This is a genomic window from Moorena sp. SIO4G3 (genome assembly GCF_010692305.1).
Taxonomy (GTDB): Bacteria; Cyanobacteriota; Cyanobacteriia; order Cyanobacteriales; family Coleofasciculaceae; genus Moorena; species Moorena producens_A.
The window spans coordinates 1-15675 of the sequence record NZ_JAAHIG010000213.1 but is presented as its reverse complement, the minus strand read 5'-3'; the positions used below and the strand labels follow the sequence as shown (position 1 = coordinate 15675).

Annotated in this window: 9 protein-coding genes and 3 pseudogenes; 5 read left to right on the top strand and 7 right to left on the bottom strand. The window is 41.4% G+C overall.

Going from position 1 to position 15675, the window contains the following annotated elements; translation table 11 throughout:
* Window positions 1-53: 53 nt before the first annotated feature.
* Both F6J99_RS28765 and F6J99_RS28760 read right to left on the bottom strand, forming a co-directional pair.
* Window positions 54-632: a DUF3598 family protein gene (locus F6J99_RS28765; RefSeq protein WP_293117854.1), complete on the bottom strand. Its 579-nt coding sequence runs from the start codon at window positions 630-632 to the stop codon at window positions 54-56.
* A gap of 559 nt (window positions 633-1191) precedes the next feature.
* A complete protein-coding gene (locus tag F6J99_RS28760; RefSeq protein WP_293117852.1) occupies window positions 1192-1566 on the bottom strand; it encodes a hypothetical protein in 375 nt (124 codons plus the stop codon).
* Window positions 1567-1649: 83 nt separating this feature from the next.
* On the opposite strand from F6J99_RS28760, the pseudogene F6J99_RS28755 reads away from it, so the two are divergent.
* Window positions 1650-2174, top strand: a pseudogene (locus tag F6J99_RS28755) (transposase); the annotation flags it as partial.
* Window positions 2175-2203: 29 nt separating this feature from the next.
* Here the strand turns inward: F6J99_RS28755 and F6J99_RS28750 are convergent.
* Window positions 2204-3478: pseudogene (locus F6J99_RS28750) on the bottom strand (transposase).
* Window positions 3479-3704: 226 nt separating this feature from the next.
* Here F6J99_RS28750 and F6J99_RS28745 point away from each other — a divergent pair.
* The 3 genes and pseudogenes from F6J99_RS28745 to F6J99_RS28735 all read left to right on the top strand — a co-directional run.
* Window positions 3705-4355, top strand: a pseudogene (locus F6J99_RS28745) (transposase); the annotation flags it as partial.
* 54 nt (window positions 4356-4409) lie between these two features.
* Window positions 4410-6104, top strand: a complete 1695-nt coding sequence (xrtO, locus tag F6J99_RS28740; protein ID WP_293117849.1) for an exosortase O — start codon at window positions 4410-4412, stop codon at window positions 6102-6104.
* Between the two features lie 176 nt (window positions 6105-6280).
* Complete coding sequence (locus F6J99_RS28735; protein ID WP_293117847.1) at window positions 6281-9094, top strand: TIGR02921 family PEP-CTERM protein; 2814 nt, start codon at window positions 6281-6283, stop codon at window positions 9092-9094.
* 208 nt (window positions 9095-9302) lie between these two features.
* Here F6J99_RS28735 and F6J99_RS28730 read toward each other — a convergent pair whose 3' ends face one another.
* Window positions 9303-10664: a Rieske 2Fe-2S domain-containing protein gene (locus F6J99_RS28730; protein WP_293117844.1), complete on the bottom strand. Its 1362-nt coding sequence runs from the start codon at window positions 10662-10664 to the stop codon at window positions 9303-9305.
* Between the two features lie 255 nt (window positions 10665-10919).
* Window positions 10920-12368, bottom strand: coding sequence for an NAD(P)/FAD-dependent oxidoreductase (locus F6J99_RS28725; RefSeq protein WP_293117841.1), 1449 nt, complete (start codon window positions 12366-12368; stop codon window positions 10920-10922).
* A gap of 167 nt (window positions 12369-12535) precedes the next feature.
* On the opposite strand from F6J99_RS28725, the gene F6J99_RS28720 reads away from it, so the two are divergent.
* Entirely contained in the window at window positions 12536-13195 is a 660-nt protein-coding gene (locus F6J99_RS28720; protein WP_293117838.1) for an ester cyclase, read from the top strand.
* A gap of 1670 nt (window positions 13196-14865) precedes the next feature.
* On the opposite strand, the gene F6J99_RS28715 is transcribed toward F6J99_RS28720, so the two are convergent.
* Window positions 14866-15240: a hypothetical protein gene (locus F6J99_RS28715; protein WP_293117836.1), complete on the bottom strand. Its 375-nt coding sequence runs from the start codon at window positions 15238-15240 to the stop codon at window positions 14866-14868.
* 127 nt (window positions 15241-15367) lie between these two features.
* Window positions 15368-15675: hypothetical protein (locus F6J99_RS28710; protein WP_293117833.1), on the bottom strand; the 308-nt coding region annotated here is incomplete at its 5' end.

Here is a 15675-nt window from a genome sequence, read left to right as displayed (position 1 = left end):
TTTTTTCACGCGGAAGACGCCATACTACGTGGACAATTAACGGTGACTGTAGTTTAGACTTTTCCTCTTCCGATCTGTCCTAGTCTGCTAGTAATTGCTAATCCTTCTTCCCCATTAAGGATATCTCGATCGGGGATTAACTCTGGGTTAAGTGTCCAATGATCACAGGGTTTTTGCAAATCCTCCTCTCGGACACTGACTGTTTTAGTTAATTCCCCATCTGAGTTATACATTACTAGCAGACTATGACGTAATTCTTGATATCTAAACCAGAACTCTACTGCAAATAACTCTTCTGGTTCAAATCGATTTACCGTCCAAATAGCCGACCCTTGATCAAACATATACATAAAGGAGGCTTGAGCGGTTTTATCAGCTAAACCATTGATTAAACTATTGGGAGTATTGTGGAAAACCTTCTCCTCTTCAGTTCCATTGTCATACATATATACGTTAGTTTGGGTAATGTGAGTTTGTTCAGCATCACTAATAGAGCATCGACTACCTACAAAGGATTCCATCACTTCACCTTCAGGGGAATAAATTGTCCAAGACCCATACCAATTTCGTAAATGATGGGTCATAAAATTAGTCCAGTTATGCTGCTTTAACTGTTCAAATGTCTGATTCATAGCTATTGTGTAAAGTATTGTTACAAAAACAAACAACTTTCAGAAATTGGGGGATGGTTAACTGAAGCTAACCTAATTTTGGTCTAGACATAAAAATAGTTTGATATCAGATATCCGTTTTTTTTACTGTTTTATTAAATTGCTTCTATAATGGTTTGTAATTTGAAGGGCTACTGGCTTAACTCTGGATAAATTAGCGTAAGGTAAACGGGAATTATAAAAGAGTTATGGATAATTGTGGAAACCTTTACCAATTCAAAATAAGCAATTCAAAATAAGCAATTACCAATTACAAATTACCAATAAATAACTGTGTTCGATCAGGTAGATAGGGATCAGGTCAAGTTTGCAGAACCTATGAACTATAGCAATTCTCTGTCTTGATGCAGTCGCTCATGGGGGAAACCCCCAAGACCGCGCTGCATCGCTATGCCATGAGGTACAAAGAGATCCCCCTAAATCCCCCTTATCAAGGGGGACTTTGAGGTTGATAAGCGTACCTCATAAATCCTACAAACGCTATATGTACTATCACAGCAAGCTAAAACCCATAAGAGGTCTATAGCTTTTTTATATAGCAGTCGCCAGGGCAGTTAGGACATGACAAAAGTCTCAAACCTAAGTAAGCGCAAGAGTTTGACTTCTGACTTCTGACTTCTGACTTCTGACTTCTGCTATAAATGCTCTGCATAAGTGACAGCTCCCGATAGATAGTCCTTTTTAGCTGTCCGGCAAAAGAAGCCCCACAACGAACATGCGCAGCATGAGTGTGGGATGAATTTTGCACAGGGTCTCTGGGATTCGGCAAAGCCGACGCTACGCGAACAGGGAGACGAGCTATAAAACTTCTTTGTAGTGATGACTGAGTCATTCTCCTCCGTTCTGCTTCTTGCTCCAGCTGTCTTTTCTCAAAATCAGTAAGTCTAATTGTCATTTTTATTGTTTTCATTCTGACTAGCGGTTTGAATAGACGTATATTATAATAGTAATAGGTCGAAAAACCCTAGGACAACAACGATGATAATCGCGTACCAGTATCGCTTGCGTCCAACAAAAGAGCAAAAAGCCAAAATAGACAATTGGCTATCCATGTTGTGTGCTCAATATAACTATTTGTTGGCCGATAGGTTTGCATGGTACGAGCAAAATTGTTGTTCTATCAATGCTTGTTACCTTATTTGCCACCTCCCCGAACTAAGAGATAACCCAGACTATTACAGCCAGAAGAAAACCTTACCAAATCTCAAAAAGACCCACCCTCATTACAAAGAAATACATTCTCAAGTACTTCAGGATGTAGTCAAAAGAGTCAAACTAGCCTTTGATCGATTTATCAAGGGTGACAGTAACGGCAAACGAAGCGGGAAACCTAGATTCAAGAAGTGGCACCGCTATCGTACGTTTACTTATCCTCAAATGAAAGAAGGGTGTTTGGAGGGTAACCTAATTGACCTCCCAAAAATAGGGAAAGTCAAGGTTGTACTACACCGCCCTATCCCCAATGAATTTAAGATAAAGACAGCCTCAATTACTAAAAAATGTGGCTCTCCTAGACTAACTATGATAGATTACTAGCAAAAAGCCCAATTTAAAAGAACTCTTCTTCTAAAGTTTTCAAAGTTATTTAAGCCATAGCTTTTCCTTTTAATTAACTTAATTTTTTGATTAATTCCTTCTACGGTTCCTTGAGTTGTTCTGTTGTCAAAATACGCGACGATCTCATCGATCCATCTTTTTATGGTTTGACAACTTTTGGGGAAATACTTATAAGATGATTTCGTCCATTCCACCATTTTCCAAAAGGCTTCGTCTCCCGTTATTTGACTCTCAAATATATCCCTAAGGTTTTCTTTTTCTTGATACATCGCCATTAAGTCAGGAGCCAGCTTTTCCAATTCCTTCAATTTTTCTTTTTCGGTTTCAGTGAGCTTTTCTTTTTTCTTTAGCAACGGATATTTGCTATTTTTCAGTGCTTCCTGTTTTCGTTCTCTTTCTTTTTTATTTTTTAACTGATCTGCCTGTCTTTTTTCATTTTTTCTTCTTTCATCTAATTCGTCATTTATTTGTTTCATTACATGAAACCTATCCGCTACAACTTGTGCATTTGGTATTAATTCTTCTACCACGCTTCTTGATGCAGTCGCTCATGGGGGAAACCCCCAAGACCGCGCTGCATCGCTTTTATAAGGTTTCCATAAGTCTATGCTTACTTCTTGTATTTGGCTTAAAATCCCTGAACCCAACCCCCGTAAGTACTCTGCTATAACTTCTTTATTTCTTTTCTCTAATAATGCTATGGGTTTTCTCTTATCTAAATCTACCAAGACAGCTGCATAATTTTTCCCGCCTTTTAAATGAGTTATCTCATCAATTCCTAACTTGGTTAAGTTCAAGGGTTTTTCTTTCAATAAATCTTCTTCTAATTCTTTGAGTATTGTTTCTATTTCTGCTGGACTCATTCGATTTCTTTTTCCGGTATTCACCACATCTGTTTCCAATACTTCTCTCGCTACTTTTTCTGCTAATCTTTTTGTATATGTTCTTCTTTTCTTGACAAAACTTAATTCTTCTGAAAAAACTTTGTGACAGTTTTTACATCTAAATTGACGACGATTAACAAGGATAAACACATCAAAAGTACTCACCGGAATATCTCTGACTCTATATCGATGATGTTGATGGACTTTATCCGTAATTTTGTCACAATGAGAACAAGTGGCAATTTGGGATTTATTTTCTAATTCAATTAGTAATTCATTTTCAGTAATAAAGTGATAATTAGTTGCTTTAAAACCTTCAAATTTAATGAGTTTAGTTATGAAATAGAGCAGGGAGTTAGATGGCATTTTATTAAAAACTCATTTTTTTGAATCAACCAACAGAATTATTTATATCATAAAATGTCTTCTTTAGTCAAGAGCTAGTAAAGAGTCTAAGTAAATTAAATTTAAAAAGGAATTGATTTATTCGCTTTTTTTTATTATTAAATAATCATAGTTAGTCTAGGAGAGCCAAAAATGTGATGGTTACTACCTAGTTTTATCCCTAGAAGATAAGACAGTCCCCGAGGTTAAACCTGATATTAATCCTGACTCAATAGTTGGTATTGATGTTGGCCTTAAAGAGTTTTTGACTACATCTGAGGGGGAAACCATAGATATTCCTCGATACTATCGAAAGTCGCAAAAAAGATTAAAATTTCTTCAAAAACGGGTATCCCGACGCAAGAAGGGAGGTAGTAACAGACTTAAGGCTATCAAGCAACTTGGTAGACAGCACAAAAAAGTTGCGGATAAACGGAAAGATTTCCATTTTAAAACTGCGAATTATTTGTTATCAAAATACGATGTAATTGCCCATGAAAAACTAAACGTAAAAGGATTAGTTAAGTCCCGATTGGCTAAATCTGTCTTGGATGCTGGGTGGTCTAGCTTTCTGACAATCCTGACAAGCAAAGCCTTAAATGCTGGCTTGTTGGCGGTTCCAGTAAGTGCCCAGAATACTTCACAGAATTGCTCCAGTTGTGGAAAAAAGGTTCCTAAAAAGCTGCATGTACGGTGGCACAATTGTCCTCATTGTGGGTGCAGTATCGACCGTGACCATAATGCAGCTATCAACATCAAAAACAGAGCGGAAGGGCAGTCCGTTCTTAAAGCCCAGCGCCTCCTAAGCAATGGCCGGATTGGCTGGGAAGCCTACACTGAACCCAACGGGTCAGTGTAGGAGCTGTCACCACACTTTATTCCTTTGAAGGAGAAACTTGTTATGACAGCTGGGATGAATTCAGATCCCCCCAGAGGTCAAAACCTCGCCAGCACCATCGTGCTGGTAGTGGCTTGGCTTTTGGGGAATATCTGGGCACTGCAATGGCTATTTGAGTCATTTAAGTACGCATCACTGCTAAATCTGATGCTAATCGGTATTGTGCTCATGGCTTGTTTGGTACAGCTATGGCGCGATCGCTTAATTATAAACGTGTCAGCAACTCCCACCTTAAGACTCTATCCCCTGTTGCTAATGTTAGGGTCTGGGATTAGTGCGATCGCATTCAGATGGTTGGTGTATATCCCACAACTCAACTTACTCCTATTCCTACTGGGTAGCTATGGGTTATGGGGCTTGTTTATCCCACCATCCCTTTGGCGTAAAGGGTTACCGGCTGCAATTTTAGTTGCCTGTGTTGTCCCTTTCAGCACTGAGTTTAACAGTGGTTTGGGTTTTCCAGTAAGGGTGATCACTGCTCATGCTGTGGAACAGATGCTATCAGCTTGGCACATTGTAGCTATCTCCTCCCACGACATTATTGTTATGGAAAACGGCATTGCTCAGGTAGATTTGCCCTGCAGTGGTCTGAAAAGTTTGTGGACAGGGACTCTCTTTTTACTGGCAGCTACTTGGTTAGAACGTCGTCAGCTGGGAATACGTTGGTTACTGGTTTGCACTGCAAATCTTGTGCTGTTAGCGATCGCTAATACAATCCGGGTGCTGCTGTTAGTCATGATTATAGAAGTCTGGCAACAGCAACAAATTGCTGAAGTGCTACATCTACCTCTCGGACTAATTGGTTTTATTTTGGCTTGTGCCTTTAGTTGGATGCTGCTGCAAACCGTTCCTCAGAATTCCGGGGGTTTGATGTTGGCCACAACTGTGTTTAGGGATTTGTCATTGCTGGGTAAGGATAAGAAACAAGGACTTACGCGATTAAGTGGATTTCGTCCCCCTGCCCCCCAAAATTGGGGGGAAATTGAGTTAAAGTCCCCCAGAATTGGGGGATTTAGGGGGCTTACAGCTAAAGCTAGTGAGGTCAATCCATCTGAAAACGGCTGTAAGACTGGTGTCAGCTATCAGTTTCAGGGAAAGTCCAAGAGTATCACTTGGCTGCTGATTGTAGTTATAGCTCTAGGGCTGGTAGGTCAAATTCAGCCAATTCAAGAGAAGGTAAAAGCAATTGCATCGATTCAATTACCCCAGCAACTGGTATCTGAACCCCTACCTCTAACGGAAGCTGAACAACGATTTTTTGATAATCCTGGCTTACCTATTGCTCAAAAGCAACGGTTTGTCTATGGCAATCTCTCCGGTTCAATGCTATTGGTGGCCAGTAGTGCTTGGCAAGCTCACCATCCACCAGAATTATGTTTGGTGGGCAATGGTTTCAAGGTAGACTCCATTAAGCCAACCTTGCTCAATCAGTCAGTAAAGGCACGGTGGGTATCTCTGCAAGACGGCAAACGTTCAGCAACCTACTGGTTTCAATCACCCCAGGGAACTACAGATGATTTCCTATCCCGAATCTGGGATTATATCGCCCATCGCAACAAGACTTGGGTGCTAGTTTCTGTCCTGTTCGATAGTGAACACAATCCCGATAGTGCTGAGATTCAGACTTTTGCTAGCACTATCCATGATGCTATTCATCAAAGCTTAACGTCAGCGGTCAGTGGTCAGCGCTCAGGGGTCAGCTTAAACTGATGCGCATTTAGATTAGTTTTTACCTGTTCTCTGTTCCCTGTTCCCAGATCCGCTGTTCCCTTTGGTATAGCTGATAACTGATAAACCAATCCTAAATGAATTGTGATAATTTTTGTTCCCTACTCCCAGATCCGCTGTTCCCAGATCCGCTGTTCCCTTTGGTATAGAGCAATACAATGAAAGAAAAATCTCTGAAACCAATCCTTGATGTCAGTTTTTACAGTATTTTTTGGCTGTGGAATCTGATGTTTCTCACAGTTGTCTATGCTGGCATCTTGCCAATTATTGGTATTCTGTTAATCCGGGAGACCTTTGATGGTGCTGTGCCGGTTGATTTCTTTGTTACGTTTGTAGCATTAATTGCAGTACCAACTGTCTGTACTGTAATTGGTGGTTGGCGTCTCACGACCCAACCAAGGGAGTTAATGCGCTTGTTTTATGGTGTGGAAGTACCCTTGTTTGCTTGGTGCCTGATTCGTTTGTTCTTGATCCGAGAATTTACCAGTGTTAGCACCTTAGTATTGGGTACAGTTTTGGTGTGTATCCTGGCATTTGCTGCCGAAGTGTTATGGGGATATGATGCTAATCGTAAATCAGTAGCATGGCTACAACTAATCGCTCACACCTTGATGCTTTTGATTAGTGTTTATGTAGGATTGTTGGTGTTTTTTTATGTTATCCCTGCTGCTGGTGCTTCCATCCAAAATTTCTTCAAATTTCAATGGCTAGCTCAGCTGTGGGCAGTGTTGATATATGGTAACATAATCGGTTTGTTCATGTTACTCCTATTTGGATTTAGCTGTACCCTATTTCTAGGAATGCCCTCAGCATTTACAGCCCTATATATTCATTCTGGACAGCGCATCTTAAGGGCTTTTGCCAGACAGTATGGGCGCAACCGGGCGATTCAAGGGGCAGTAGGTGTGGTGAGTGTCTGGATAATTCTGTTCTTTTCCCTAAATGTACAAGCTCAAGTCGAGGCATTTAAACTCCTAGAAAATTATCCAAAAACGAATAGCGATCGCCAAGCCTTGATAGCTAAGTCTGATGTAATTCGCACTGGGTTAGTTAATGCCAATTTGTTCCCCTATCGGTATCTGAGTAGCCGAGAAGAGAATAACCATATCTACGCTATGTACAAAGATGTGTTTTACCTGCCAGATTTACTGTGTAATTTTTTACAAAATAGCTACAATCTGGTTATGTCACCGTTTTTGTATAATGGCTCACGAGACGATGTGGAAAAAGCTCAACAGCTTTACGGAGAATTCTTTGATACACCACTTCAGAAAGCAGAACGAAAAGCTGTTCAACATGCCTTACAATCTACAGCGATTATTGACCAAGCTAAGGCTGGTTTGTTGAATATCGATCAAAAACGGGTCTGGCTGCAAAAGCAAGAGGTAACCTTAGATGCCCATGGGGATTGGGCAGATGTAGAAATCTACGAGGTTTATAAGAATAAAACTACTGATGTTGAAGAAGTACTCTACTATTTTTCGTTACCAGAAGGGGCAGCGATTACTGGCTTGTGGTTAGGTGAAACGGATGACCGCAATCAGCGCTTTCCATTTCAAGTCTCCCCACGGGGTGCTGCACAACAGGTTTACAACTCCCAGGTCAGGCGAGTGCGTCCTGTAGACCCAGCGCTGCTTGAGCAAGTCGGACCCCGGAATTATCGTCTCAGAGCATTTCCCATTCCTCGTCCGTTATCCTCATGGGAGAAAAGACATGGTAGCGATCGCGCAACGGAAATGCATCTGTGGCTGACCTACAAGGTGATGCGACAAGAGAAGGGTTGGCCGTTACCTCAGTTAAACGAACAACGCAATATCTTTTGGACAAATCGCACCAAGCGCATCCGCAATGGTAAAGTAAAACGGGGTTTTTCTGATAAGTGGTTAGAAGCATATTTACCAGCAGATCAAGCCCAGCAACCGATGGTTCATCAGGTGAATTTAGGGGATGGCTACCGCATCTCGGCTAAACCATTAGACTTGTTAGAAAAATCAGCAATAGCAAACACTAACCTCTCGACATTAAAGAATAAGCGGTTTGCTGTTATTCTCGATAGTTCCAGGAGTATGGCTGCTCAAGCATCCCAGGTCAAAAAGACATTCACTTGGCTACAACAACAGGGTTTTGCTGATCCGAGTTTGACTAACAATGATGCGGATTTGTACATCACTGACGCAATAGATAACAAGATCGAACATCAAGCCAAACGCATTGATGATATCAGTGATTTTAATCCTGCTGAGATTACCTTTTATGGCTCTATCCAACCTGAACAGATGTTGCAACAGTTTGAACAGTTGCGTGGCAATACCCCTTATGACGGGATATTACTGGTGACTGATCAGGGTAGTTATGAGCTATCCGAGGATAATACAAATGTGGCGGTGGTGGCTGCACCCCTGTGGATGGTTCATTTAGGCAATCAATTACCCTCAGCCTACAATGATACGATTGTAAAATTGATTCAAAATAGTGGTGGGGGTTTCTCTACGGATATCCCAGGAGTGATCCAGCGGATGGCGACTCAAGAAGCCTTGGGGTCATCGGTGGTAAGTGTGGCGGATGGCTATGCTTGGTTTATGGAATCAGCAACTGCTGAGACTAGTACTGAAACTGGATTTGAACCACTGGCGGCCAGGCAACTTATCCTAGGGTTGAGTGGAAACCTGAATGGTTCTCTAGAAGAACTGGATCGGATTCATGGCATAGCCAAGACCTATGACATAGTTAGTCCCTATTCATCCATGATTGTGCTGGTCAATGATGAGCAACGAAGGATGCTCAAAGAAGCAGAAGCGTCTAGCGATCGCTTTGACCGAGAGGTGGAAACTGGGGAAGAAGACTTGAATCAGCCATCTAATCCGTTTAGTGTTTCCGGTGTTCCTGAACCGGAGGTATGGATGTTGATCTTGATCAGTGCGATCGCACTTTTGATTATTAGTAGACGGCAAAAAATTACCGTTGACGGTTAATCCTCAATAGTTGTGAATTATTTCATCAATTAGCAAGGGCAAAGGTAAGGGTTACTATCCTGTTTACTTTGCCCTTTTTAGCTAATTTCGATTAAACGATAGCGCTGCACGAAGGGAATCGGGAATCGGGATGCAGCGCTTTTGATATCAATTATATTCATATCTCAAAGGAAAATGCTATAGTTTGGTAAGGTTAGAAATAACTAGATCAGCGGCGAGTATAAGAATGTTCAAATTTAGTTTTGATTTTCTTCGCTACAGCAGCTATTCCAAGGGCAAACAGAGAACCGGAAACCGCCACAAGTTGTATTAATGAGCTGTCTGTGAGGATTGCCAAAGCGGCTAGTGCGATCGCTACAGCTACAAAGGTTTGTTTGAGTCGGTTTGTGATCTGATAGGCTCGATTGCAGGAACTACAAATTACTGTGTGTTGCTGTAATCGGTTTAGGGTTGCTGGTGGTGGATTATTTTCTGTCGCCTCCCTTGGTTGCTTTGATGTGGAATACCCTTGATAAAACGGTAGAGCAGATCCGAACTTATCGAGCCACTTGCGGTACTCAATCACAAAGAAGTCGCATGTCTTCAGTGGCAAATACACTTTTTTCAGGCTTTCTCCTAACTGCTCAATTTGTTCTTCTTGTCCCACTATAAGTGGCAAATCCTCTTCTAATATTTGGTTTCGATACCAGTGATCCATCCAGCGAGGAGTTAGCTTAATTTTCCAGGTAAAAAAGTTCCGATAATTTCGGGCTAGAATCCGACAGCGACCTTTGCCAAGAGGGATAGAATACAAAGCCAGACCCCCAGACATACTCTTTTGTTCACTACCAAATTTAAATTTATGAATTACGAAGTTGGGAGCAACAAAATCTACTGTTACCCAGTTAGCATTTGGTTTGCGCGTTCCCCGCCACCGTCCACGAATCCCATCACCAGAGTGTTCGAGTACTTCCATTTCTAGGGGTTGAGCATTGTCTCGATTCCCTTGAGTGGGGTGGTGGCTGATGTTAACGTGAGCCGGATCCAAGACGTTCTCTATGAAATAGGTTTGGTCGTAAGGTAAGTCACGCACGAGATCGGTACTGACGAATTCGGGTTTGTCCAAATCTGGTATGGCGGGGATAGGTTGTTGATCAGCCGCTTCAGCTTCTCCTGGCCAGATCCAGACTATGCCTTGCTTCTCGACAACCGCAAAAGATTTCACGCAGGAGTTAACGGGAATCTTGATATCTGTTGCTAACTGGGGAATGTGTAAACATTGACCTTCTGCACCAAATTGCCAGCCATGGTATAAGCACTCGATTTTGCCGTCTATGATTTGTCCATCAGAGAGTTTAGCAGCACGGTGGGGGCAACGGTCTGTTAAACAGACTAGTTTGCCCTGAGAATTTCTGAACAAGACTAAGGGTTCATCATAAAGCGAAAAGCCATAAGGACGGTCTTTTGGCAGGTCTTGAAGTAAGGTGACAGGATACCAGCAATTTCTCCAATTAAATTCTTGGTCTGTTTCTGGTATTGGTAAGGTAGCAGTGGGTTGGCCTGTATCTGGTTTATTAGGAGTGAGTGTCATCGCATATGTCTCGCTATGAGGGTCATATTTTCTTATGAGTCGGGCTATGCTGACTTTACCAAATAAGGTCAATGACTATAAGTAGCATTAGTGAATAATCATACTTTCCATAAACTCGGGGTCTGTAGCATGTTTTTTTCCTAATACTTACTTTCAAAACGATTGAATTAGCGGCAATTACAGGAATGCTGAAATTTGGTTTTAACTTTTGCCACTAAGTGCGCCTAACACGACACCAGAAATGATTTTACTCCTTCAGACAACACGAGTCAAAATCTCTCCAGCAACTCGCTCCGCTGATTCCAACGCTGATTCTATACCAGGAGATGCGATCGCAGTATGTTCCCCAGCAAAGTGAATTCGATTCCAGGGTTTAGCCATCTTGTCCTGAAATCCGCGAATTTGTCCGGGGGCAAAGTGAGCATAAGCTCCCTGAGCATAAGGATCACTACCCCAGGAAACGACACGGGCTATCTCGACATTACCTTCCGTAGCAGGGCGAATTCGCTTCAGTTCAGCGTTGACAAATTGTCCTAATTCCTGTTCTGACATAGCGTCTAACTTTTTAGCACTGGCTCCGTTAGCCCAGCAGGTTAAGCTTTGGACTTTTCCAGAAGCATCCTTGTGTGGAAAGACCAGCTCTAACACAGAGTCTGTCCACATCCTAATTGGGTAACCGTCTTCTTCCCAGAACGGATTGGTAACAGAAACATGAACCTGTGTGATTATTGTATAGGGTAATTCCTGGACAGCCTCAGCCTGCGCCCCTTCCAAAGGAGGATCGATCTCTACCTGGCGCAGCACAGAAAAAGGCAGAGTACAGACAAGGTAGTCAGCTTGGAAGGTTGAGCCATCGGAGCAGTAGACTTCAACACCAGTTTCCTGGCTGCGGATAGCTGTCACTACTTTCTTGGTTTGGACAACAGAGTTGAGGGATGCTGCCATCTGTTCTGGCAACCGAGAGTTGCCGCCTTTGACATGCATAATGGTCTTGCTTGGAGTCTGTGCTCGTTGGTCATTCTTGAATGCCCACAAAGCCGAGGCAGTTTCCAAGCTGTTCATTGAAAAAGGATAAACGTTCATCAGGCGAAGGGCTTCTGGAGATGCCCCTTGGGCAAGCATATAGTCATCTAGAGGGATATCTAAGTCAAAATGGGTCGGGGATGTCCATGCTGTAGTATCTTCCAAGGGATTATTGGGGCGGAGGTAATGGGTTAGCAAACGAGGTGGAACTATACTACGCTCGCTTTCTGCTAACTGATTCGCACTAGATGTAGACCAGTCTGGGGTCAAGACAGATTGCCCATTAATATGGAGCAGTAGTGCCCTGTCCAACGGCTGAAGCGGTTTCACAGGCACTTTCAGTTTCTCGGCTAGAGTTAACAGGCGCTGGTATGTCTCGCTGAAACTCTGAGCTCCGGCTTCTGGTTTACCCGGTAGGTCATCTAAGGTATAGATACGACCACCAACGCGATCGCGTGCTTCCAATACTGTTACCGAAATCCCCTTGGCCTCTAATAGCAAAGCGCTATATAAACCGGAAAGACCAGCACCGATCACCACTACTGAAGTGGGCTTAATCGAAGCAGGTATCGAAGCAGATGCAGCAATCTGTCTAGATGCTCGTCCTACCACGACGGTGGCTAGGGCAGACTGAGCAATCCGACCCAGGAATTTACGGCGATTAAGACCTCTAGTAGTCATTAGTTTGTAGTCATTATTACATTATTTGATAATTTTAATATTTCATTTCATTGTTTACTATTACAATCCTCTTAAATAGTTTAATTTTTATGTACTTGCCATGGTAGCAAGAAGACTATTTAGCAAAATTGTTGAGGAATTCTAATCAATTGAACTGAGAGACTTGAATGAGTAATAGTCAGTCCACAGGATTGCCTGTTTGGGTGCAGGAAAGAGATACAGTTATCGCTAATGATGCTGGGGTTGAATGGCGAGAGGGCAAACGCCCTGATTATGCCCAAACTAATGAATTTCTTAAGAAAGGGAGTAAATTCAATCATCCAGAGGGGTCTTTGGAAGCGATCGCGCAAAACTTAGTTAGAACCTTCGAGATGGAAGCGTCCTATAAAGCTAATCCTGAGCAGTGGTTGTCTATTGTTGCCGATCAGTTTCGGATGACGACTAACGGTGGACCAGAGTACAATGCCCAGACTGTTGCTGATGTCGGCACATACAACGTATTTCTTGGGGATACCGAACACTATCGCTCCACAGAGGAAACCTTTGAATCATCCATAGAAATTTTCCATAACGCTTTTCCCAATGGCTTTCTCTGGGAACTGATGGAAGTGCTTTCCGGACCTCCTAATGTCACCTTTAAGTGGCGGCATTGGGGCACGTTTAGCGGTTCCTTTAAAGGTCATGAACCCACAGGAGAAACCATAGAAGTTTTTGGCATCAGTATTGCTCGGGTTACTGAAGACTTGAAGATTGTCTCCTTGGAGCATTTCTTCGATAACAGTTTGTTTCTCAAGCAATTAACATCAGGCTGTCCATTCCACTCTTAAAATTTCAAAAAAATTAATCGTAGGGTGGGCAGTGCTTGACACCGATAAGATTAGCTTAATATCAAGTTATTAGGCACTGCCCACCGACAGGATATTAATTATCAAAATCGTCTAAATTTTTAATAACATTAATCCGATGCTGGGCAGAAAATTAATCGTAGGGTGGGCAGTGCTTGACACCGATAAGATTAGCTTAATATCAAGTTATTCGGCACTGCCCACCAACAGGATATTAATTATCAAAATCGTCTAAATTTTTAATAATATTAATCCGATGGTGGGCAGTGGCTAATAACAATGTCAAAGGTGAATATGGGGAAGGTAAGCACTGCCCACCCTACATCTCTACTACATCTCTACATCAACTCAAACGCGAACGCACTAAATTTTCAAGAATAAGATTAATCGTAGGGTGGGCAGTGCTTGACACCGATAAGATTAGCTGAATATCAAGTTATTCGGCACTGCCCACCAACAGGATATTAATTATCAAAATAGTCGAAATTTTTAATAACATTAATCCGATGGTGGGCAGTGCTTGATAGGAATTGAAAAGGTGAATATGGGGAAGGTAAGCACTGCCCACCCTACATCTTTACTACAGTAATACTACATTTTTACATTAACTCAAACGCAATCGCACTAAATTTTCAAGAAAATTAATCGTAGGGTGGGCAGTGCTTGATACCGATAAGATTAGCTTAATATCAAGTTATTAGGCACTGCCCACCGACAGGATATTAATTATAAAAATCGTTCGTTGTCTAACTTTTTAATAACATTAATCCGATGGTGGGCAGTGCTAAATAACAATGTCAAAGGTGAATATGGGGAAGGTAAGCACTGCCCACCCTACATCTCTACTACATCTCTACATCACATAAAACGCAATCGCACTAAATTTTCAATAAGAAGATTAATCGTAGGGTGGGCAGTGCTTGACACCGATCAGATTAGCTTAATATCAAGTTATTAGGCACTGCCCACCGACAGGATATTAATTATAAAAATAGTCGAAATTTTTAATAATATTAATCCGATGGTGGGCAGTGCTAAATAACAATGTCAAAGCTTATGATATCAAAGCTAAGCACTGCCCACCCTACATCTCTACTACATCTCTACATCAACTCAAACGCGAACGCACTAAATTTTCAATAATAAAATTAATCGTAGGGTGGGCAGTGCTTGACACCGATAATATTAGCGGAATATCAAGTTATTAGGCACTGCCCACCAACAGGATATTAATTATCAAAATAGTCGAAATTTTTAATAACATTAATCCGATGGTGGGCAGTACTTGATAGGAATTGAAAAGGTTATGATATCAAAGCTAAGCACTGCCCACCCTACATCTCTACTACATCTCTACATCAACTCAAACGCGAACGCACTAAATTTTAAATAATAAAATTAATCGTAGGGTGGGCAGTGCTTGACACCGATAATATTAGCGGAATATCAAGTTATTAGGCACTGCCCACCAACAGGATATTAATTATCAAAATAGTCGAAATTTTTAATAATATTAATCCGATGGTGGGCAGTGGCTAATAACAATGTAAAAGGTTATGATATCAAAGCTAAGCACTGCCCACCCTACATCTCTACTACTTTTTTTTGTCTTGGTCAGGTCGGGGCGTCCGCCCCGACCTGAATCCTAACCATTATCTTTCACCGTTTCCTACACACTCGGCCTTAAATGCAACATATAAACGCTTACCATCAACTGCGTTGAGTAATACTCGGCTATCATATTCACCCATCCCAGTTTCTTCGCTTGATGTACACAATTTGTATAATTCACGGCCAAGAGACTTGTTTTGATTGGAATAAGCAATCTCAACAAAAAATCTCTCCTGTCTATATTCCCCTCTGCTACCGACATCAATAATGCTACACCGATTGTCCTTCAAACAAAAATCTAATATTGCCATTGGGCCTGCAAAGGCAGGTAGCGCAGATGTTAAAAATATTCCAAGACCCACAATAAGGGTAAAACAGATGGTGGTAAGAGACGAAATTATATGTTTGATGTTCATGGTCTAAAGCTGTCTAATACAACTAGATTTTGATAAGCATGTGCACAAAATTAATTACACATTTTAAAAATCTAAAAGCCTTACATTGTAAGGGTTACAGAGATTGGGAGTAGGTAATTAATTTTGTTTAGGTGCTTAGTAATGATTCAAGGAAGGAAAGTTTTAATTCTTTCACTGTAAACACTTTAAAACAATTAAAATTCTTTGTCAACATAGAAACCTCATATAAAATCTCATATAAAATCTCATATAAAACCTCATATATCTCATGTAAAACCTCATATATCTCATGTAAAACCTCATAAATCTCATGTAAAACCTCATAAATCTCATGTAAAACCTCATAAATCTCATGTAAAACCTCATAAATCTCATGTAAAACCTCATAAATCTCATGTAAAACCTCATATATCAGGATAAACCCATCAATTTGGA